19 protein-coding genes are annotated in these 20,164 nt (G+C 64.0%); 13 read left to right on the top strand and 6 right to left on the bottom strand.

Annotated elements, in window-relative coordinates; all coding sequences use genetic code 11:
* Nucleotides 1-14: 14 nt before the first annotated feature.
* The 4 genes from cysK to IT540_RS11910 all read left to right on the top strand — a co-directional run bounded on the left by cysK (nucleotide 15) and on the right by IT540_RS11910 (nucleotide 3,587).
* Entirely contained in the window at nucleotides 15-1,001 is a 987-nt protein-coding gene (cysK, locus tag IT540_RS11925) for a cysteine synthase A (protein WP_291177792.1), read from the top strand.
* 346 nt (nucleotides 1,002-1,347) lie between these two features.
* The gene (locus IT540_RS11920; RefSeq protein ID WP_291177789.1) at nucleotides 1,348-2,676 is read left to right on the top strand and encodes an outer membrane protein transport protein; all 1,329 of its coding nucleotides are present in this window, start codon (nucleotides 1,348-1,350) and stop codon (nucleotides 2,674-2,676) included.
* A 57-nt stretch (nucleotides 2,677-2,733) separates the two neighbouring features.
* Nucleotides 2,734-3,180, top strand: a complete 447-nt coding sequence (locus tag IT540_RS11915) for a YeeE/YedE thiosulfate transporter family protein (RefSeq protein ID WP_291177786.1) — start codon at nucleotides 2,734-2,736, stop codon at nucleotides 3,178-3,180.
* Complete coding sequence (locus IT540_RS11910) at nucleotides 3,171-3,587, top strand: DUF6691 family protein (RefSeq protein ID WP_291177783.1); 417 nt, start codon at nucleotides 3,171-3,173, stop codon at nucleotides 3,585-3,587. The genes IT540_RS11915 and IT540_RS11910 overlap by 10 nt, the downstream gene beginning before the upstream one ends.
* Before the next feature lie 145 nt (nucleotides 3,588-3,732).
* On the opposite strand, the gene IT540_RS11905 is transcribed toward IT540_RS11910, so the two are convergent.
* A complete protein-coding gene (locus IT540_RS11905) occupies nucleotides 3,733-4,638 on the bottom strand; it encodes a radical SAM protein (protein ID WP_291177781.1) in 906 nt (301 codons plus the stop codon).
* A gap of 240 nt (nucleotides 4,639-4,878) precedes the next feature.
* Between IT540_RS11905 and IT540_RS11900 the strand changes: the two genes are divergently transcribed.
* Entirely contained in the window at nucleotides 4,879-5,289 is a 411-nt protein-coding gene (locus tag IT540_RS11900) for a DUF4326 domain-containing protein (protein WP_291177779.1), read from the top strand.
* Nucleotides 5,290-5,320: 31 nt separating this feature from the next.
* Here IT540_RS11900 and IT540_RS11895 read toward each other — a convergent pair whose 3' ends face one another.
* The 5 genes from IT540_RS11895 to IT540_RS11875 form a co-directional block, all read right to left on the bottom strand.
* Nucleotides 5,321-7,390 (bottom strand): family 2A encapsulin nanocompartment cargo protein cysteine desulfurase, encoded by a 2,070-nt coding sequence (locus tag IT540_RS11895; protein WP_291177776.1) that lies wholly within the window; start codon nucleotides 7,388-7,390, stop codon nucleotides 5,321-5,323.
* Nucleotides 7,377-8,288: a family 2A encapsulin nanocompartment shell protein gene (locus IT540_RS11890; protein WP_291177773.1), complete on the bottom strand. Its 912-nt coding sequence runs from the start codon at nucleotides 8,286-8,288 to the stop codon at nucleotides 7,377-7,379. Before IT540_RS11890 ends, IT540_RS11895 begins: the two co-directional genes overlap by 14 nt.
* Before the next feature lie 93 nt (nucleotides 8,289-8,381).
* Entirely contained in the window at nucleotides 8,382-9,296 is a 915-nt protein-coding gene (gene epsC / locus IT540_RS11885) for a serine O-acetyltransferase EpsC (RefSeq protein ID WP_291177771.1), read from the bottom strand.
* A 168-nt stretch (nucleotides 9,297-9,464) separates the two neighbouring features.
* Nucleotides 9,465-10,460 carry a sulfate ABC transporter substrate-binding protein gene (locus IT540_RS11880; RefSeq protein WP_291177768.1) on the bottom strand — a complete coding sequence of 332 codons (996 nt, stop codon included), beginning with the start codon at nucleotides 10,458-10,460 and terminating at the stop codon, nucleotides 9,465-9,467.
* Nucleotides 10,461-10,690: 230 nt separating this feature from the next.
* Nucleotides 10,691-10,894 carry a hypothetical protein gene (locus IT540_RS11875; RefSeq protein WP_291177765.1) on the bottom strand — a complete coding sequence of 68 codons (204 nt, stop codon included), beginning with the start codon at nucleotides 10,892-10,894 and terminating at the stop codon, nucleotides 10,691-10,693.
* 577 nt (nucleotides 10,895-11,471) lie between these two features.
* On the opposite strand from IT540_RS11875, the gene IT540_RS11870 reads away from it, so the two are divergent.
* The 8 genes from IT540_RS11870 to IT540_RS11835 all read left to right on the top strand — a co-directional run.
* On the top strand, nucleotides 11,472-12,494 hold the full coding sequence (locus IT540_RS11870; protein WP_291177762.1) for a sulfate ABC transporter substrate-binding protein: 1,023 nt from the start codon (nucleotides 11,472-11,474) through the stop codon (nucleotides 12,492-12,494).
* Nucleotides 12,495-12,850: 356 nt separating this feature from the next.
* Nucleotides 12,851-13,525 (top strand): alpha/beta hydrolase, encoded by a 675-nt coding sequence (locus tag IT540_RS11865; RefSeq protein WP_291177759.1) that lies wholly within the window; start codon nucleotides 12,851-12,853, stop codon nucleotides 13,523-13,525.
* A gap of 136 nt (nucleotides 13,526-13,661) precedes the next feature.
* The gene (locus tag IT540_RS11860; RefSeq protein WP_291177756.1) at nucleotides 13,662-15,119 is read left to right on the top strand and encodes a porin; all 1,458 of its coding nucleotides are present in this window, start codon (nucleotides 13,662-13,664) and stop codon (nucleotides 15,117-15,119) included.
* Nucleotides 15,120-15,320: 201 nt separating this feature from the next.
* On the top strand, nucleotides 15,321-15,947 hold the full coding sequence (locus IT540_RS11855; RefSeq protein ID WP_291177753.1) for an XRE family transcriptional regulator: 627 nt from the start codon (nucleotides 15,321-15,323) through the stop codon (nucleotides 15,945-15,947).
* A 215-nt stretch (nucleotides 15,948-16,162) separates the two neighbouring features.
* Nucleotides 16,163-16,999 carry a sulfate ABC transporter permease subunit CysT gene (gene cysT / locus IT540_RS11850; protein ID WP_291177750.1) on the top strand — a complete coding sequence of 279 codons (837 nt, stop codon included), beginning with the start codon at nucleotides 16,163-16,165 and terminating at the stop codon, nucleotides 16,997-16,999.
* Nucleotides 16,999-17,898: a sulfate ABC transporter permease subunit CysW gene (cysW, locus tag IT540_RS11845; RefSeq protein ID WP_291177747.1), complete on the top strand. Its 900-nt coding sequence runs from the start codon at nucleotides 16,999-17,001 to the stop codon at nucleotides 17,896-17,898. The genes cysT and cysW overlap by 1 nt, the downstream gene beginning before the upstream one ends.
* Nucleotides 17,895-18,968 carry a sulfate ABC transporter ATP-binding protein gene (locus IT540_RS11840; RefSeq protein ID WP_291177744.1) on the top strand — a complete coding sequence of 358 codons (1,074 nt, stop codon included), beginning with the start codon at nucleotides 17,895-17,897 and terminating at the stop codon, nucleotides 18,966-18,968. Before cysW ends, IT540_RS11840 begins: the two co-directional genes overlap by 4 nt.
* A 270-nt stretch (nucleotides 18,969-19,238) precedes the next feature.
* Nucleotides 19,239-20,164, top strand: a 926-nt coding sequence (locus IT540_RS11835; protein ID WP_291177741.1) for a CysB family HTH-type transcriptional regulator, incomplete at its 3' end; no start/stop codon positions are given.

Genomic DNA, 20,164 nt, shown 5'->3' with positions numbered 1-20,164 from the left:
GAGCTACCCGTGCCATGAACGAGATTCTGGACATCAAGACGCTTGCCGCCATCACCTCGTGGGGGCGCGGCCGGGTCTACGAGAACATCACCGAGACCATTGGCCACACGCCGCTCGTCGCGCTGAACCGCCTGCAGGCCGAGGACGGCGGGGCACGCATTCTCCTCAAGCTCGAGTTCTTCAATCCGCTGTCTTCGGTCAAGGACCGCATCGGCGTCTCGCTGATCGATAGCCTCGAGCAGCAGGGCAAGATCGAGTCCGGCAAGTCGGTACTGATCGAGCCCACCTCCGGCAACACCGGCATCGCGCTGGCCTTCGTCGCGGCCGCCCGCGGCTACGAGCTGATCCTCGTCATGCCGGAATCGATGTCGATCGAGCGCCGCAAGATCCTCGCCCATCTCGGCGCCAAGCTCGTGCTGACGCCGGCAGCCGGCGGCATGGGCGCCGCCATCGCCCGCGCCAAGGAGCTCGCCGAGGAGCTGCCGAACGCTGTCATTCCCGCTCAGTTCGACAATCCCGCCAACCCGCTCGTGCACGAGCGCACGACGGCCGAGGAGATATGGAAGGACACCGGCGGCAAGGTCGATGCCGTCGTCGCCGGCGTCGGCACCGGCGGCACCATCACGGGTGTCGGCCGGGTTCTGAAGCCGCGCATTCCGGAGCTGAAGATCTTCGCCGTCGAGCCGGAGGCGAGCCCCGTGCTCTCGGGCGGCCAGAAGGGTCCGCACAAGATCCAGGGCATCGGCGCGGGCTTCGTCCCGGCAGTGCTCGATACATCGGTGATCGACGAGGTTCTCACGGTGTCGAACGACAAGGCCTTCGAGACCTCGCGCCGCATCGCCCAGCTCGAGGGCATCCCCGGCGGCATCTCGACCGGCGCCAACATCGCAGCCGCCCTCGCCGTCGCGCAGCGCCCCGAGTTCGCCGGTAAGACCATCGTCACCTTCGCGCCATCGTCCGCCGAGCGCTATTTCACGAGCGACCTTTTCCCGGCGCCGTAAGTCGACCAACGCAGTCCGTCGGGAGAACCGATCGAGCGCGCACACGCCGCCGCCCCACAGCGTTGCGGCCAGTGCGGGCGCGGCGGGGATGATCACCACCACGCCACGCGCACCGAGCGGGTCCCATCGCAATTCGACGCCGCGAGCGAGGAACGTCTGGAGCGTTCCCCGCTCGGCATGTACGTGATGGCGCGCCGTCACTTGAATGAGCAGGTTCCACCCGCTGCAGCTCCAATATAGTCGGCCGCGCCTCCACGCTGATCTTGCAAAGTTTTCCGCTATTTCTTCGTTCGCCGCATAGGGCCCCGTCTCTAGCATCCCCTCGGGGTTTTCTCGGGGGTGTACCATGTCGCGTGAGATATCATCGCGTCCGTTTTCGACGATCGGCGCTGCTGTGCTGGCTGCCATGTCCATGGCGTCTGCAGCCGAGGCAACCGAAGGCTATTTCCAGCACGGATACGGCGCACGGCATAAGGCGCTCGGCGGTGCGGGCGTTGCGGACAGCCGCGACTCGACGGCCATCTCGCTCAATCCCGCTGGCCTCGTGCATTCCGGAAACGAGGTGACCGCTGCCGTCTCCGCCTTCAGCCCGCGTCGCGAGTTCGAGGGCGGACCCGCGATAGGTCCCACGTTCACGCCCGTGGGTACCGTTGAAAGCGACAGCAACTGGTTCGCGGTCCCGAACTTCGCGGCGAGCTATCGTCTCGCGCCCAATCCGTTCGCCGATGTGATCGGCGTCTCCGTCTATGGCAGCGGCGGTATGAATACCGACTATCCGGCGGTCGCGCGCGGAGGCGGGGCAACGGGCATCTTCTTCGGCGGACCTCTCGGCGTCGATCTCCAGCAGGCCCTGCTGTCGGTCTCGCTGGCGAAGACGATCGCGCCTGGCGTCTCCGTGGGTGTGGCGCCTATCCTCGCCCGCCAGCAGATCAAGCTGAAAGGGCTCGACGCGTTCAGGCAGGGTGGGTTCTCCATCGATCCCAATGCCGTCACCGGCAAGGGCCACGAGGTGTCATGGGGCTTCGGTGTGCGCGGCGGCATCGAGGTCGCCGTGGCACCCAACATCAGGCTGGGTATCGCCGGCAACACGCCGATCTGGTCGCAGGAGTTCGACAAGTACCGCGGTCTCTTCGCCGAGCAGGGAGACTTCGATATCCCGGCAAGCATCCAGGCCGGTATCGCCGTCGACGTGACGCCGAACCTCACGCTGCTCGCCGACTATCGCCACATCTGGTTCGGATCGATCGCGTCCATCGCCAATCCCTCGACGAACTTGTTCATTCCCGCGCAACTCGGCGCAGACAACGGACCGGGTTTCGGTTGGGACGACGTCGACGTGGTGAAGTTTGGGGTCGAATGGCGCTCATCTCCCGATCTGACGCTGCGCGCTGGCTACGCGTATGCGACAAATCCGATCTCGTCGCGGGATGTTCAGTTCAACATCCTCGCTCCCGCCGTGGTGCAGCACCACATCACCGCGGGCTTGGAGTATAAGCTGGACAAAGCGTGGTCGATTGAGCTTGCTGGGTTGTACGCTCCCGAGGAAACCGTGCGCGGTACGGATCTTCCGGGGCTGGCGCCTGCGAACCACACCGTCGACATCAGCATGTATCAGTTTGAAGCCACCTTTGGCGTGAAGTACAAGTTTGGAGCCGACGAGGCACCTCTCAAGTAGAGGGGCGACCGGGGAAACGCCCGCCGTCGTTCCCTCGACATCCGCCAGGGACTGTTCATGACCGCTACCGAATTCACGCCTTGGGCATCGCTCGCGGGCGGCGTCTTGATCGGTGCATCCGCCGTGCTGCTGCTGCTCGTGACGGGACGCATCGCCGGCATCAGCGGCATCGTGCGCCGCCTGCTTCCGCCCTATGGCGCGAGCGCGCCGTTGGAGGCTGCGGCGTTCGTGGTTGGCCTGCTTGTCGCGCCGCTCGCGTGGACGCTCGCCACAGGCGAGGCGGTGAAGCAGACCGTCACCGATAGCCTGAGCCTTGCCATCGTCGCGGGCCTGCTCGTGGGAGCCGGCGTCTTCGCCGCGCGTGGCTGCACGAGCGGACATGGCGTTTGTGGCCTCGCGCGCCTCTCGTGGCGCTCGATCGCCGCGACCGCGATCTTCATGACCACGGCGGCCGCGACGGTCTACGTCGTGCGCCATGTCGTGGGAGGCTGGCCATGGGCGTGATCGGTGCGCTGGTCGCCGGGCTGGTGTTCGGCCTGGGCCTTATTCTGTCCGGCATGGCCGACCCCGCGAAGGTCCTGAACTTCCTCGACGTCGCAGGCGCCTGGGACCCGAGCCTAGCCTTCGTCATGGCTGGCGCCATCGGCGTAGCGGCGCCGGGGTTCTGGCTCGTGCGCCGCCGCGCGGCGCCGCTGGCCGATCCCGCGTTCCACGTTCCGCCCGCCAATGCGCCGATCGATCGTACGCTGCTGATCGGAGCGGCTGTCTTCGGCATCGGCTGGGGACTTGCTGGCTTCTGCCCCGGGCCGGCGCTGGTGTCGGTTCCGCTCGCCGCGCCGGGCACGATCGCCTTCGTGGCCGCCATGGTCGCCGCCATCACCGCCGGCAGCCTGCTTCAAGCGAAGCGCTAGATCTGCGGCCGCGCAGCCATTTCTGCAATCGTCGTCCGGAAATTGGGCGAGCACATCGCACTGGCTGCTAGCCCAAGCGATTGATCCATATTGGTTGAGAAGGCAACCCGCGAATGTGTCGCCCACAATCCGGGGCCACCGTTGGCTAACCGGCTCCAAGGGTACATGAGCGGCACATGGCAACTTCCGTTTCGCGCCGAGATATCAAAGATTTTCGCAGTTCCAGCTTGTCAGGCCGATTGTAGAGATCAAGTGCGTTGGTAGTCGCAGCGTTAGAGCGACCGTACAGTCCCTCGCCATCCAGATTACAGAACGCTTCATCACCGCTGGCCAGGATGTGAAGCGTGAACCACTGGCTGCAGGGCTGGTCAGGCACCTCAAAGCTGGCTCCGCCTACGCCACTGGTCCAGTTAAAACGCGGAAGAGTTTTCCCCTCGAACAATGGAAATTCCTCGCGCACCCATTCGACATACTCTGGATCCGCAGCTTTGTTGTCACTGACACGTCCCATAATGACCCTAAACTTGATTTGCCCGGCGGCAACGGCATCATGCAGCAATCGCACCTTGGATAGAGTCTTGTGATACGGGAGTTTCATTACCCGCTCGTACTCTTCCCGATCGTGGGAATTGAATGACACCTTCAAGTAGGACATGTTTCGAAGAACTCCCAAACGGGAAATATTCTTCTCGGACAATGCAGTCCCATTGGTGAATAGAGCAATGCCAGTGCGGGGCAGTTTGTCAGCTACATACCTGCAAAAATCATAAATCCTCGTGTCTAAAAAGGGTTCGTTCACTCGGCAGGGGGTAAAGATTTCGGGCTGAACCGCTTGGTCTTCTGCGACGTCGTCAATGATCTTTCGGAAAAGCTCATCACTCATCCGATCACCCTTCCGATCCATCGCTGGATAAGGGCAGAAATTGCATGCAGCATTGCACAGAGCGAGGGTTTCTACCGACAACAAAAGGGGCCGGTATAGGTACTTGTCCTGCTGCTTCTCTAGAAACCGGCGTACCGGGTCGCCTACGGGTTTGACGACGGCCGTCATCGTTTGCCTCAGTCGTCAGTTGGCGTGGAAACGGTGTTGAAAAGGCGCATCCTGTCGTTACGCTTGGCGTGCAATTCCACCACAGCGTAGCGTCATGTTTGACGCGGTCAAGCCTCGCCGCCGCGGTCGGCACGAGGCTTCCCTAACAACCGAATCATGTGGCTGGATGGAACTGTCATCGGCGTCAAACCTACTTCGTACGGCCTCGCTACGTTGGGCGTAGGACAGCGCATCCGTGTTATGAAGAGACTGGTAAGTCGGTCGGGGGCACAGGTGGCGGATCCGCGACGCATTCAGCGCAAGGCGAGGAAGGGTTGGCGCCTGCCGCCGAACACGGTCTACGTGGGCCGTGGCAGCAAGTGGGGAAATCCGTTTCCCTTCGATCATCAGCGCTATCTCGGCCGGGCGTGGGCCGTGGACGCCTACGCCCAGTGGCTGACGACGTCGCTCAAGGGCATGACCTTGCTCAGGGAGCGCTTGCACGAGCTCAAGGGCAAGAACCTCGCCTGCTGGTGCAAGCCGGACGAACCGTGCCACGCCGATATCCTCCTCGTCCTCGCCAACGAGGATGGCGTGGAGAGCGCGCGCACGCGAGCAAATCCCCGCCCCGGAGCAGGGGACGAAAAAGAAGCGGCGGCCTCAGGGACGTGAGGCCGCCGCTTCGGTCGTCGTCAGCGTGCGATCAGAGGTACGACTGCCCCGCGTCGCGCTGGATCTCCCGCAGCGCCGCGACCAGGAGGTCGATCTCGCCGCAGGTGTTGTAGAACGCGAACGAGGGGCGCACCGTCGTCTCCTGTCCGAAGCGGCGCAGGATCGGCTGTGCGCAGTGGTGGCCCGAGCGCACGGCGATGCCGTACTTGTTGAGCCGCCCGCCGACCTCCTCGCTCGGCACGCCCTTGAGGATGAGCGAGATCACGCCCGCCTTCTCCGGCGCCGTGCCGATGATCGTGAGGCCGGGCACCTCGAGCAGGTGCTTGGTCGCATAGACGATCAGCCCGTGCTCGTAGCGCGAGATGTTCTCGAGCCCGATCCGCTCCACGTAGTCGATCGCCGCGCCAAGCCCCACCGCGTCGGCGATGTTGCCTGTTCCGGCCTCGAAGCGGTTCGGAGCATTGTGAAAGATGCTCCGCTCCAGCGTCACGTCCTGGATCATGTTGCCGCCGGTCTGGTAGGGCGGCAGGCTGTCGAGCAGATCCTTCCTGCCCCACAGCACGCCGATCCCCGTCGGCCCGAACAGCTTGTGGCCGGAGAACACGAAGAAGTCCGCGCCGAGGTCCTGCACGTCCACCTTCATGTGCGAGACCGATTGCGCCCCGTCCACGACCACGGTCGCACCGATCCGCTTCGCCATCTCCACCATTTCCTTGGCGGGCGTGACGGTGCCGAGGGCGTTCGAGACCTGAGTGAACGAGACCAGCTTGGTCCGCCCGTTGAGGAGCTTGCCGTATTCTTCGAGCAGCACCACGCCGCGGTCGTCCACCGGTGCTACGCGGAGCTTCGCGCCCTTGGCGAGGGCGAGCTGCTGCCACGGCACGATGTTGGCGTGATGCTCGAGATGCGTGATGACGATCTCGTCGCCCTCGCCCACATGCTTGAGGCCGAACGTGGCGGCCACGAGGTTGATGGACTCCGTGGTACCCCGCGTGAACACGACCTCGTCCACCGACGGCGCATTGAGGAAGCGTTGCACCTTCTGGCGCGCCCCTTCATAGGCGTCAGTCGACCGCGCGGCCAGCTCGTGCGCCGCACGGTGGATGTTCGAGTTCTCGTGCTCGTAGAAGTGCGTCAGCCGGTCGATGACCGCCTTCGGCTTCTGCGTGGTGGCCGCATTGTCGAGCCACACCAGTGGCCGCCCGTTGACGTGCTCGGAAAGGATCGGGAAGTCCCGCCGGATCGCGTTGACGTCGAAGGGGGGATGCGCGGAGGCGAACTCCGAGTGGATCCCCGGCCCCGTGGCGCCCGGCACTCCGATCCCGCTCGGCCCCGTCTCGATGTCCTTCAGGAAGTAGAAGGACGAGGCGGCGCCGTTCGTCGGATCGGCGAAGCGTGTCTCCCCGCCGATCGTGCCGAGCAACGCCTTGAGCTCGGCATCATAGGGCAGCGGCACCGGAGACGGCTGCGCGACCGTTCCCGCCGACGGCGGCGTGCCGTGGAGCGGAATGTCGGGCACCAGCTCCATGTCGTGCTCCGGCTGTTGCTGGGGCACCGTCGTCCCGAGCAGGGCCTTGAGCTCCGCTTCGTAGGGAAGCGGAACAGCCGACACGCCGGGCACGGCAGTGCCCTGTGACGGAGGCGTGGTGAGCGGAACATCCGGCACCAGCACCTGCGGCGGCGCCGCAACGGGCAGAGCGGGCACGCCCGGGAGCAACCCGACAGGCGAGCCGTACGCCGACGGGAATGCCTCGCTGGCGAACCGCGTCAGCGAGGCCTCGTCCGGCAGTCCGTATCCGGGGCTCAGTCCCTGTGCACTGACCCCGATGCCGCCGAGCGACGGGTTGAGCCGCGTGGGCTCGGTGCTGGGAATGTCCGGCGTCACCCCGTGCGGTGGCGTGGCGATCGGAATGCCGGGGAGCACGGCCGCCGGCGTTCCGGGCTGAGACGAGAAGATCTCGTTCGCCAGGCGTGTCAGCGACGCCTCGTCCGGCAACCCGTAGCCGGGGCTGATCCCTTGCGGGCTGAGCCCCGCTCCGCCGAGCGACGGGTTGAGCCGCGTCGGATCCGGACCGGGGTTGGGGATGTCACTTGTACTCATGGTACTTGCCCACATCGACGCCCTCGAGCACGCCGAGCGCGTCGTCCGTCAGAACCGCGAGCGAACAATAGAGCGAGACGAGGTAGGAGGCGATCGCCTTGTGGTTGATGCCCATGAAGCGGACCGAGAGGCCCTTGCTCTGCTCGCCGGGCAGCCCCGGCTGATAGAGGCCGACGACGCCCTGCTTGGACTCGCCGGTGCGGATGAGCAGGATGTTGGTCTTGCCGCTCTTCACTTCGAGCTTGTCGGAGGGGATGAGCGGGATGCCGCGCCAGGTGAGGAACGGCGAGCCGAAGAGCGTGAGGGTCGGCGGCGGCACGCCGCGCCGCGTGCACTCGCGGCCGAAGGCGGCAATGGCCTGGGGATGCGCGAGGAAGAACGCCGGCTCCTTCCACACGCGCGCGATTAGCTCGTCGAGGTCGTCGGGTGTCGGCGCGCCGGTGCGCGTCTTGATCTTCTGCGAGGCCGCGGCGTTGGCAAGGAGGCCGTACTCCTTGTTGTTGATCAGCTCGCTCTCCTGCCGCTCCTTCACGATCTCGATGGTGAGGCGGAGCTGCTCCTTGATCTGGTTGTGCGGCACCGAATAGAGGTCCGACACGCGAGTATGGATGTCGAGCACGGTATTGACCGCCGAGAGCATGTACTCGCGCGGGTTCTCGACATAGTCGACGTAGGTGTTGGGAAGCGCGCGCTCGTCGCGCAGCGAGCAGGCAACCTCGACGCTGCTCTCGTCCTTGACGCGGTTGACGCGGTAGATGCCCGCTTCGACCGGAACCCAGTTCAGGAAATGCACAAGCCACCGCGGGGTGATGCTCTGCATTTGCGGGACGGTCTTGGTCGCATTGGCTAATTGCCTTGCGGCGACGTCGCCTAATGCTGTTTGATCGTCGTCTGCCATGTTAACCCCATTATCTGTTATATTGGAGAATAAAATGCCTCATAGGCGGCGACAAACGCATCTCGCATTGCGCCTATCATGTCAATAAGAGATTTATATTCCTGCGCCGCTGTCGAACACGTCGCTGCGCGCTTGCGCCTGGACGATGTTGCTGCCGGGCGGCACGCTGCGGGTGAGCCAGACGTTGCCGCCGATGACGGAGCCGCGCCCGATGGTGACGCGCCCCAGGATCGTGGCGCCCGCATAGACGACGACATCGTCCTCGACGATGGGATGGCGGGGCTGGCCTTTGACGAGCGCGCCGCTCTCGTCGACGGAGAAGCGTTTCGCGCCGAGCGTCACGGCCTGATAGAGGCGCACGCGCTCGCCGATCACCGCCGTCTCTCCGATCACGACGCCGGTGCCATGGTCGATGAAGAAGCTGCCGCCGACCTCCGCGCCGGGATGGATGTCGATGCCGGTCTGCGAATGGGAGCTTTCCGCGATGATGCGGGCAATGATCGGCAGGTCGAGCTTATAGAGGGCATGCGCCAGCCGGTGATGAATGATGGCCTTCACGCCGGGAAAGCTGAGCAGCACCTCGTCCTGGCTTTTCGCTGACGGATCGCCATCGTAGGCCGCGCGGACGTCGGTGTAGAGCACCTCGAGAATGGCCGGCAGCCCGTCGGCGAACTCCTGCACGATCGACTGCGCGGTCTGCTCCGCATCGACGAGCCCCTCGGAGGAGAGGGAGGCCGTGAAGGCAAGCTCGCGGATCACTTGCGCCTGGAGCGCATCGAGCGCTCTGCCGAGCGTGTGCCCGACAAAGTAGTCGAGCGCCTCGTTGCTGGCGGCCCGGGCACCGCCGAACCGGCGCGGAAAAAGCGAGGAGGTCAGGTCCGATACGGCGTCTGTAACGATGCGCGGTGACGGCAGGGGGAGCACGCGCCCCGCCTGGTCTTTCGTGCGGGGAAGCACGCTGCGCGCGTTTCTGAGAGAGCTGACGACGCGATCGATGTTGAAGCTCACGGGACGGCCCTCTCGTATGAAAATGGTAGAGCAATGCGCTACGATCTTAGAAATGGCCCGGCGCACGACGAACCAAGAAGAAGTGCTGAGCAAATTATGCTCAGCGAAAAGCCCGGCCCTGCGCGTGCAGGACCGGGCCTTTGGACTTCTCAGTGACAGGCAACCGGCTTAGTTGCTCTTGGTCGCGGTGATCTGGTCGTAGATGCCGCCATCCGCGAAGTGCTTTTTCTGCGCATCCGCCCACGGGCCGATCAGCTCCTCGACCTTGAAGGTCGTAATCGCCGGCAGCTTCGCCTCGGCGAATGCCGCCTCATCGCGCGGACGGAAGCCCTGCTTGGCGATGATCTTCTGCGCTTCCGGAGAGAACAGGAAGTTGAGGTAACCCTTTGCGAGGTCGAGCGACCCGCGCTTGGCGGTGATGATGTTGTTGATGGCCACCGGAGGCGCGGCCTCGATGCTGAGCGTCGGATACACGACGTCGAACTTGTCGCCGAACTCGGTCTTGAGCAGGGCCACCTCGTTCTCGAACGTCACCAGCACGTCGCCGACGTCACGCTGCGTGAACGTCGTCGTGGCGCCGCGTCCGCCGCCGTCGAACACCGGCACGTTGGCAAACAGCTTGGTGACGAACTCGCGCGCCTTGTCCTCGTTCTTGTCGTTTCCGAGCGCATAGCCCCAGGCCGCGAGATACGTGTAGCGGCCGTTGCCGGACGTCTTCGGGTTGGGAATGACGACCGAGATGTCGGGCTTCACGAGGTCGCTCCAGTCCTTGATCCCCTTGGGGTTGCCCTGGCGCACGATGAAGATGCTGGTCGTGGTGTACGGCGCGGCGTCGTGCGGGAATTTGCTCTTCCAGTCCTTGTCGATCACGTCCTTGCCCGCGAGGAAGTCGAGGTCGGTCGCCTGGTTGAGCGTGACGACGTCGGCTTCGAGCCCTTCAGCCACGGACTTCGCCTGCTTCGTCGAGCCGCCATGCGACTGGTTGACGGTGACGTCGACGCCCTTCTCCTTCTTCCAGTGCGCCACGAACGCCGGATTGATCTCTTTGTAGAGCTCGCGCGAGACGTCGTAGGACGCATTGAGGAGAGAGGTTTCGGCTTGCGCCGGGACCGAAGCCAGGGCGGCAAGCCCCAGGCCGAGAACGAGATTACGCAACGTCGTCATGATGTGCCCCTTTTCTTCGAAGTGAACGTCAGGATGGAACCTTGTGATTGGAAAAGAGGCCGGCTCGCGAGAGCGAACCGGCCTGAGGAGAACCGCCGGCCGGTGACTGCCGAGGTCCAGGGAGTGTGTTCAGTGCAATGCGTGGTGTGACCGATCTGGTGTGAGAGGAAGTAACGCGCAGTGATGCGCAGCCGCGACGTCGGGCCAGCGTCGGCGCGGCCGCGCGAAGATCATGCCGCCCTCGCTTTCTGCTTCGGGCGTCCGAACTGGGCAAGCGCGGCGCGTTCGGCATCGCGCGGCGCCGAGAAGATCTTGCCGTCGAGCGGATAGTAGCGCGGCAGCGAGGCATGGAAGCGGTAGCTCTTCTCGCTATCCAGGCGAACCACGATGCCGGCGGTCTCGTCGGCGACTTCGATGATGTATGCGTCTGACATGACGTGTCCTTTCCCGCCTGTCGGCGGGCTTAACTCGCAGAAGGTGAAACGGGTTGCAGGGCGGGCGCCAGGAGCCCGCGGAAGGGATCAGCAGCAACAACACCGGCGCGAGGCGAGGGACACGGGCTGAACCGGCAAGGCACCTGGCGCTTCGGCGCCTGGGACCGGATTGAAGGACGTCATGCGGTGCTCCTTAGCGTTTGATGACGCGGCGCAAGTGAACCTCGAAATCACCGCGGCGAGCACAGGATGGACTCGCACCATCATCAAGCCTCGATCGGCGTTACGGGTCAAACAACAAGAAATGAGAAGCATTGCAGCCGAATGGCATAGGACTGCGGAGCCCGGCCAGGCCCTGACAGTTGATCGGGGAGCGTTTTTTCTATCCCGCCCGCCTTTTTGCGGAACAGCCCTGCGAAGATTCAGCGCCGCGCAGGAACCCCATCCTGCGTTTCGGACAAACCAATATCTTCGACAGGAATGTTCATAAGCTCTTCAATTCTTCTTGGTTCGCCGTCTGAGGTGCCGCGCCTAGGGTCCGGGGCTCAGTTAAGCCTACTGAAGAGGAACTTCACACATGTCGTTTGCCCATTTCACGCGCCGAACCGCTATCGCGCTCGGCCTATCCGCCGGCTTTGCCGGCCTCTCTGCGGCGGGTTATGCCGCGGAGCTTCTCAACGTCTCCTACGATCCGACCCGCGAGCTCTATCAGGAGTTCAATGCGGCGTTCATCAAGCACTGGAAGGCCCAGGGCGGCGAGGATCTAACCATCAAGCAGTCGCACGGCGGCTCGGGCAAGCAGGCCCGCGCGGTCATCGACGGCCTCGAAGCTGACGTCGTGACGCTCGCCCTCGGCGGCGACATCGACCAGTTGTACAAGAAGAGCGATCTCATCCCGACCGATTGGCAGAAGCGTCTGCCGGACAACTCGGCACCTTACACCTCGACCATCGTCTTCCTCGTCCGCAAGGGCAACCCCAAGGGGATCAAGGATTGGAACGATCTCGGCCGGGAAGGCGTCGAGGTCGTGACGCCGAACCCGAAGACGTCGGGCGGCGCGCGCTGGAACTACCTCGCGGCCTGGGGCTACGCCCTGAAGCAGCCCGGCGGCAGCGACGAGACCGCGCGCGATCTCGTGACCAAGATCTACAAGAACACCAAGGTTCTTGATTCGGGCGCTCGCGGCTCGCTCACCACCTTCACCGAGCGCGGCATTGGCGACGTGTTCATCTCCTGGGAGAACGAGGCTCACCTGGCGACCAAGGAGCTCGGCCCGGACAAGTACGACATCGTCCTGCCGTCGGTCTCCATTCTCGCAGAGCCGTCGGTCACCGTAGTCGACAAGGTCGTCGACAAGAAGGGCACGCGCAAGATTGCCGAAGCCTACCTGAACTACCTCTACAGCGACGAGGGTCAGGATATTGCCGGCAAGCACTTCTACCGTCCGCGCAACAAGACGTTCGCCGACAAGTACAAGGATCAGCTCCTGCCGATCGACCTGTTCACCATCGATGACGTGTTCGGCGGCTGGGACAAGGCCACCGAAGTCCACTTCAGCGACGGCGGCATCTTCGACCAGATCTACGACAAGAAGAGCTGAGTCTCGCGCGGTTTCGCCGCTTCCGGACGTCCCTGACTCCTGGGGGACGCGGAAGCGGCGAGATCCGCCACGTTTCTCGCAAGTGGGACGAGACGCTACACACCTGTCTCGCTTGCGAGCGATCCTCCTCGGAGAATGCACCCATGGCCAACGCAATGCTTCTGACGAGTGCAGCCGCTGCGATGCTGGCCATGGGTCTCTGCCGTTCGGTCGCAAGCGCCCTCGCGCGCCGCCGCCTCCAACGTCCTACAAAGCCCCAACGTCCTACAAAGCCAATGCCGACGCTCTGTTGATGCGTGCTCTCTCTTGAGCCGCGCCCGAGGTCGACAACAGCCATCGCTTTGAAGGATCACCCCATGACCACCACGCTCATCGTCCCAGGATTGAATTCGAGTGGCGCCGCCCACTGGCAGACCTGGTTTGAATCGCAAATTCCCGACGCCATCCGCGTCATCCAAGGCGACTGGAAGCGCGCCAATCTGCCCGAATGGTCGAGCCGCGTGCGCCGCGAGATCTCGCGCCGCTCTGGCCCCATCCTGATCGCGGCCCACAGCTTCGGCGTCCTCGCCGCCGTGCAGGCCGCCGAGGATTACCGCGAGCGCATTGCCGGCGCCTTGCTGGTCGCCCCTGCCGATCCTGAGAAATTCGGCGTTGTGGACGCGCTGCCGACTGGCCCCCTCGGTTTTCCGGCGACGATCGTCGCCTCGGCGAACGATCCCTGGCTCAGCATCGATCGCGCATTGGCGCTCGCCATTCGCTGGGGGGCCAACCTCGTCGATCTCGGCAACGCGGGCCACATCAACGCGGACGCGGGTTTCGGCCCCTGGCCCTTCGGCCTCGCGCTGCTGCGGCAACTCCGAGAGGGGCGGGAGTTCGTTAACGAATGGCCTCATACTGAGGGGCAGGATGTGATTCGGGCGGGCGTGCGCCGCGCTGTGGAGCAGGCGGCCGCGTCAAGGCATTCGCATACGATTGCAGATGAAAAGCGTGTCTTTGTGGCCAAAAGGCGTGGCGTTCCGGTCACAACATGACGGAATCATGAAGTCTTGCGGTGAGAAGCCTTGAGACCCTTGGGGCGCTTTGAGAGACTGAATGGGATCAGGTATACAGAATACCAATATCACGGAGTGGCATCTAACATAACAGACAAGGTTGGGGAAGGTTGGGATGGTTGGGGAATTTCTGGGAACGCGCACGGCTGCGCTCGCGGCCGCGCTGATCATTTCTATTGGGGCAACGCCGTCATTCGCGGCGGATCTCGGCGGCAACTGCTGCGCCGACCTCGAGGAGCGTATCGCCGAGCTTGAAGCGACCACGGCCCGCAAGGGAAACCGCAAGGTTTCGCTTGAGGTCTACGGTCAGGTGAACGAGGCGCTGCTGTTCTGGGACGACGGCCACGAGAGCAACGTCTACCAGGTCACCAACGACAATGCGCGCACGCGCTTCGGCTTCCGCGGCAAGGCCAAGATCGATGCCGACTGGGAGGCGGGCTACCGTATCGAGATCGGCATCCGCTCTGCCAACTCCAAGCGCTCGAACCAGTTCAACGACGAGGGCGACTCCAATCCGCAGGATGTCGGCCTCGATCTTCGCGATAGCTACTGGTACCTGAAGAACAAGAAGCTCGGCACGGTCTCTCTCGGCCAGCAGGCAAGCTCGACAGACCAGATCACCGAGATCAACAACACCCAGACCAAGGACTTCGCCAAGTACTCCGACGTCGAGGATACCGGCTTCGGTCTCTTCCTCCGCTCGGCGATCAACGGTCAGCTCGCTCCAAACACGATCACGCCCGTGGGCCACCCGTCGAGCGCGCCCGGCGACTCCGGCCTCACGCTGCGCCGCCTGATCGGCGACGGCGGCGACCAGCCGGGCGAGGGCGAGCGCCGCTACAATCTGATCAAGTACGATACCCCGGAATTTGCAGGCTTTACGGCCTCGGCATCGTGGGGTGAGGACGACTTCTGGGATATCGCCCTGCGCTGGGCAGGCGAGTTTGGGGGCTTCAAGATCGCGGCCGGCATCGGCTACGGCGAGCAGTCCGACGGCCACTACCTCGACACCAAGACCGTTTGCGCCGGCCGCGTTGACGGTTCGCCCAGCCCCAGCCAGAAGTGCGACCAGTTCGGTGGCTCGATCAGCGTGATTCATGAGGCGACCGGGTTGTTCGTCAATGCCGGCGCGGGCGTGAAGAACGACGATCTCCTGAAGCAGCAGAACCGCTTCTCCGGCGTGGCCGGCGTGGACGATCAGCAGACCTTCTGGGCCGTCCAGGCCGGTATCGAGAAGAAGTTCAACAGCTTCGGAAAGACCACGATTTACGGCGAGTACTACGACTACGAAGGCGGAGCGACGCAGCGTCGGACCGTCGACGCGAACACCGCGCTGGACGTCTTCCGCAACGGCAACGCGGGTGCGATCTGGGGCACGGGCGTCGAGGTGTTTGGCGCAGGTATCGCTCAGGGCTTCGATGCTGCTGCGCTCGTCGTCTACCTCTCGTACCGCCACGTCGAGCCGGAGCTCACGCTGCGCGAGATCGTCGGCGGAAAGGCCAGCGGCGCGATCGCCGATTCTCCGCTTGAGGATGTCGACCTGGTCATGACCGGCGCCATCATCAAGTTCTGATCCTGACGCTTCTTCCGGGGATCGTCATGGAAGGGCCGCTCGCGAGGGCGGCCCTTTCGTCTATGTGCCAGGCCGGGAAGCCCCGGGATTCCGGGCCAATGCGATCAGCTTCATAAGAACATCATTTCTTCTTGGTTCGGCTGCGACTACGGCGCCGCTACATTAGCGGCCATGAAAACGATTGCAGCAATCCCGATTTCCATGTCCAGAGCAGAACCCGACGCCAGGGAGGACGGGAGCGACCACCGTGCCTCCGAAGGAACCGTGCGCGACGTGCCCGCCATTGTTGGCACCAACCTGCGCCGCCTGCGCAAGGCCCAGGGCTTCTCGCTAGAGCGGTTGGCGGAGCTGTCGGGCGTGAGCCGCGCCATGCTGGGCCAGATCGAGACCGCCAAGAGCGTGCCGACCGTAAGCCTGCTATGGCGGGTGGCGGACGCGCTCGGCGTGCCGGTGGCGACCCTCGTCGCCACGGAGCGCGAGCCGAGCGTCGTCGTGCTCCATCGCGACCGGGCGAGCGTTCTTGTCGCGTGCGAGGGCCGCTATTCGAGCCGCAGCCTGTCGCCCGGTAACCGCCCGCGCAACACCGGCTTCTTCGAGCTCACGTTTGCCGCCGGCCACCGCGAGGAGTTTCCGGCCGCCGACATCGGCACGCGCCACAACCTCGTGGTCACGCAGGGGCGGCTTGCCGTCGCCGTCGGTGCCGAGGAGCCGATCACGCTGGACGTGGGCGATGCCATCGTATTCGAGGCGTCGAACGCCTATACCGTTGAAAACACGGCATCATCTCAGGCGACTGCCTATCTCGTCGTGACTGCACCAACCGCCTGAGCAGGGCGTCTAATCCAACAAATCGAATAAGTATCTAATTTCTTCTTCGTTCGGCATCTCGGAACCCGATCATAGGGTACTCGTGTCGAGTTCAAGGGGGCGCTACGTTGTTATCGAAACATTATCTTGAAAAGCTGATCTCCTGGACGGCACTCCTGTGTTCTGTCTCTGTGATAGTCGCTCTGACGATTACGCATTGAACGGGACCGAGGCCAATGGCACACGCTAGTACGCGCAGAGTTCTGCCGGGGTTCGGCCTGTCCCTAGGCTATACGCTCATCTATTTGTCGCTGATCGTCCTCATCCCGCTCTCGTCCGTCTTCTTTTTGTCGGCCGGCATGGGATGGGACAGGTTTATCGATGCAGCCACCGCGCCCCGCGTCGTCGCGTCCTACCAGTTGAGCTTCGGCGCCTCGCTGCTTGCGGCTGCGATCAATGTCGTGTTCGGGCTCATTCTGGCCTGGGTCCTCGTGCGCTACACCTTCCCGGGCAAGAAGATCGTCGACGCGCTGGTCGACCTGCCGTTCGCGCTGCCGACGGCAGTGGCCGGCATCTCGCTGACCGCCATCTACGCCAAGAACGGATGGGTCGGGCAGTTCTTCGAGCCGTTTGGTATCCAGATCGCGTTCACGCCCATCGGCATTCTGATCGCGCTCGTCTTCATCGGCCTGCCGTTCATTGTGCGCACGGTGCAGCCGATCATCGAGGACCTCGATGTCGAGTTCGAGGAGGCGGCGGCAAGCCTCGGCGCCACGCGCCTGCAGACGTTCCGCCGCGTGGTCTTTCCGACGCTTCTGCCGGCTCTTCTCACAGGCTTCGCGCTGGCTTTCGCCCGTGCCGTGGGCGAGTACGGCTCAGTGATCTTTATCGCCGGAAACATTCCGTTCGTCTCCGAGATCACGCCGCTGATGATCATCACCAAGCTCGAGCAGTACGACTATGAGGGTGCCGCCGCCGTCGCGGCCGTCATGCTGCTCGTCTCATTCGCCCTGCTCTTGATCATCAACGGCTTGCAGGCGTGGACGACGCGTCGCGCAGGGAGGGAAGGCTGATGGCCGGAGGAGTTGCAGTACGCCTCGGCGCGCACGCCGGAGCCGCCACGCGGTTCGAGAGCAACATCGCCACGCGCGACCGGTCGTGGGTCAAGTACACGCTGCTGGCTGTCGGGCTCACCTACTTCCTGCTCTTCCTCATTCTGCCGCTGATCGCGGTGTTCGTGGAGGCATTCCGCAAGGGCTGGGAGACCTATCTCGCCTCGCTCACCGAGCCGGATGCGCTGTCGGCCATCAAGCTGACCTTGATCGCGGCCGGCATCTCGGTGCCGCTCAACCTGAGCTTCGGCCTCGCTGCCGCCTGGGCCATCACCAAGTTCGATTTCCCGGGCAAGAACCTCTTGATCACCTTCATCGACCTGCCGTTCTCGGTTTCTCCAGTGGTCGCCGGCCTCATCTACGTGCTGTTGTTCGGTGCTCACGGTTGGTTCGGTTCATGGCTCCAGGCGAACGACATCCGCATCATCTTCGCGGTGCCCGGCATCGTGCTGGCGACGGTCTTCGTCACCTTCCCGTTCGTTGCCCGCGAGCTTATTCCGCTGATGCAGGCCCAGGGTCGCGACGAGGAGGAGGCGGCGGTCTCGCTCGGCGCCAGGGGCTGGCAGATGTTCCGCCGCGTCACGCTGCCGAACATTAAGTGGGCGCTGCTTTATGGCGTCATCCTCTGCAACGCGCGCGCCATGGGCGAGTTCGGCGCGGTGTCGGTCGTCTCCGGCCACATCCGCGGCGAGACCAACACCATGCCGCTGCACGTCGAGATCCTTTATAATGAGTACCAGTTCGCGGCTGCGTTCGCCGTCGCGTCCCTGCTGGCGCTGCTGGCGCTCGTCACGCTTATCGTCAAGACCTACATTGAATGGCGGGCGAGCCTGACTACCTCCGAGGAGTCATCTTCATGAGCATCGAGGTCAAGAACATCTCGAAGTCGTTCGGCAGCTTCAAGGCGTTGGACAACGTCAATCTGAACCTGCCGAGCGGTGAGCTGATCGCGCTGCTCGGCCCCTCGGGTTGCGGCAAAACCACCCTTCTGCGCATCATCGCGGGCCTCGAGTTCGCCGACGAGGGGTCGATCATCCTCTCCGGTGAGGACGCCTCCGAAAAGCATGTGCGCGACCGCCACGTCGGCTTCGTGTTCCAGCATTACGCGCTGTTCCGCCACCTGTCGGTGTTCGAGAACGTGGCCTTCGGCCTGCGCGTGAAGCCGAAGCCTCAGCGGCCCCCCGAGAAGGAGATCCGCGAGCGAGTTCACCGCCTCTTGAACCTCGTGCAGCTCGATTGGGTGGCCGACCGCCGGCCGTCCCAGCTTTCGGGTGGTCAGCGTCAGCGCATCGCGCTTGCCCGCGCGCTTGCCGTGGAGCCGCAGGTCCTGCTGCTCGACGAGCCGTTCGGCGCGCTTGACGCCAAGGTCAGGAAGGAGCTGCGCCGTTGGCTGCGCCGCCTTCATGACGAGCTGCACATCTCCTCGGTGTTCGTCACCCACGACCAGGAGGAGGCACTCGAGGTCGCCGACAGCATCGTGCTCATGAACAAGGGCCGCATCGAGCAGATCGGCTCGCCGCACCAGATCTACAACGAGCCCGCGACCTCGTTCGCCTACAGCTTCATCGGCAACGTGAACGAGTTCCGTGGTCGCGTCGAAGGCGGCTACGTGCGGATAGGCAACGATCTTCTCCCGCACGGGCGCAGCGATCTCAGTGAAGGCAGCTCGGTCATCGCCTATGCCCGTCCGCACGATACCGAGATCGTCAAAGGGGAGACCGGCGAAGGCGTGTCGGCGAAGGTCAACAGGATTCTGGCCAGCGGCGCGGTGACGCGTGTCGAGCTCATCGCCAACGGGGATGCTCGGGAAGGCAAGAAGGACTACTTTGAGGTCGAGGTGACGCCGGACGATTTGGCCGCGCTGAGCCTTTCGACAGGCGAGAGCGTCCGCATCAGGAGCCGGCGTCTGAGCCTGTTCGGCGACAACTAGCCGGCTCCGGCTGATCACGGAAGAACGTACGGATGACGACTGCGCACAAGAGCCGGCGAGAGACGCCCATCAGGCGATGCCTGGGCGTTGGACGTGCGCGCGGGCGGTGTTGTTGCGCCTGTCCATAGCCCTTCGGGCTGCGCTTCGCGGGCACCTTGTTCGTCGCCCACCTCCCGAGTAGTTTCTGCACGCTGTCCGGCACGCAACGATCGAGATTCCATTCTTCTGCCGCGCTCGGCGTACCGGCCTTCCTGATCGCGAGTATCACCGATGAATTTCCAGCAGCTGCGCATCGTCCGCGAGACGGTGAAGCGCAATTTCAACCTGACCGACGTCGCGGGGGCGCTCCACACGTCGCAATCCGGCGTCTCCAAGCACATCAAGGACCTCGAGGACGAGCTCGGAGTGGAGCTTTTCGTGCGGCGCGGCAAGCGCCTGCTGGGTTTGACGGAGCCGGGGCAGGAGCTGATCGGCATCGTCGAGCGCATTCTGCTCGATACTCAGAACATCAAGAAGCTCGGCGAGCAGTTCTCGAACAAGGACAGGGGACAGCTCGTCGTCGCCACCACGCACACGCAGGCGCGCTACGCGCTCCCGCCTGTGGTGACCGAGTTCAAGAAGGAGTTCCCAAAGGTCAACCTCGTGCTGCACGAGGCGAGCCCCGGCGAGATCGTCTCCATGCTGCGCGGAGGGCAGGCCGACATCGGTATCGCGACCGAGGCCCTGCAGGACGCGCCCGAGCTCGCCGCGTTCCCTTACTACACCTGGTATCACGGTGTGGTCGTCCCGAAGGGACATGCCCTCGACACCGAGGAGACGCTCACGCTCGAGGCGCTCGCCGAGTGGCCGCTGATCACCTACGGCGAAGGCTTCACCGGCCGCTCCAAGATCGACAAGGCGTTTCAGGCGGCCGGCATCGCCCCCGACATCGTGCTCTCCGCGCTCGATGCGGATGTGATCAAAGCCTATGTCGAGCTGGGTCTCGGCATCGGCATCGTCGCGTCCCGCGCGTTCGATCCCGCGCGGGACCCCGCGTTGCGCCTGATCGACGCCGATCATCTGTTCGAGGTCAACGTCTCCCGCGTTGCCGTGCGGCGGGGAACGTATCTGAGGGGCTATGCATTTCGTTTCATCGAGCATTGCTCCCCCAAGCTCACGGAGCAGGTGGTCCGAGCCGGCATCGAGACGCCGGCCGA

Source organism: Hyphomicrobium sp. (assembly GCF_020852195.1).
Lineage (GTDB): Bacteria > Pseudomonadota > Alphaproteobacteria > Rhizobiales > Hyphomicrobiaceae > Hyphomicrobium_C.
Note: the sequence above shows the minus strand (reverse complement) of the source record. Positions and strands in the feature narration are given on the sequence as shown.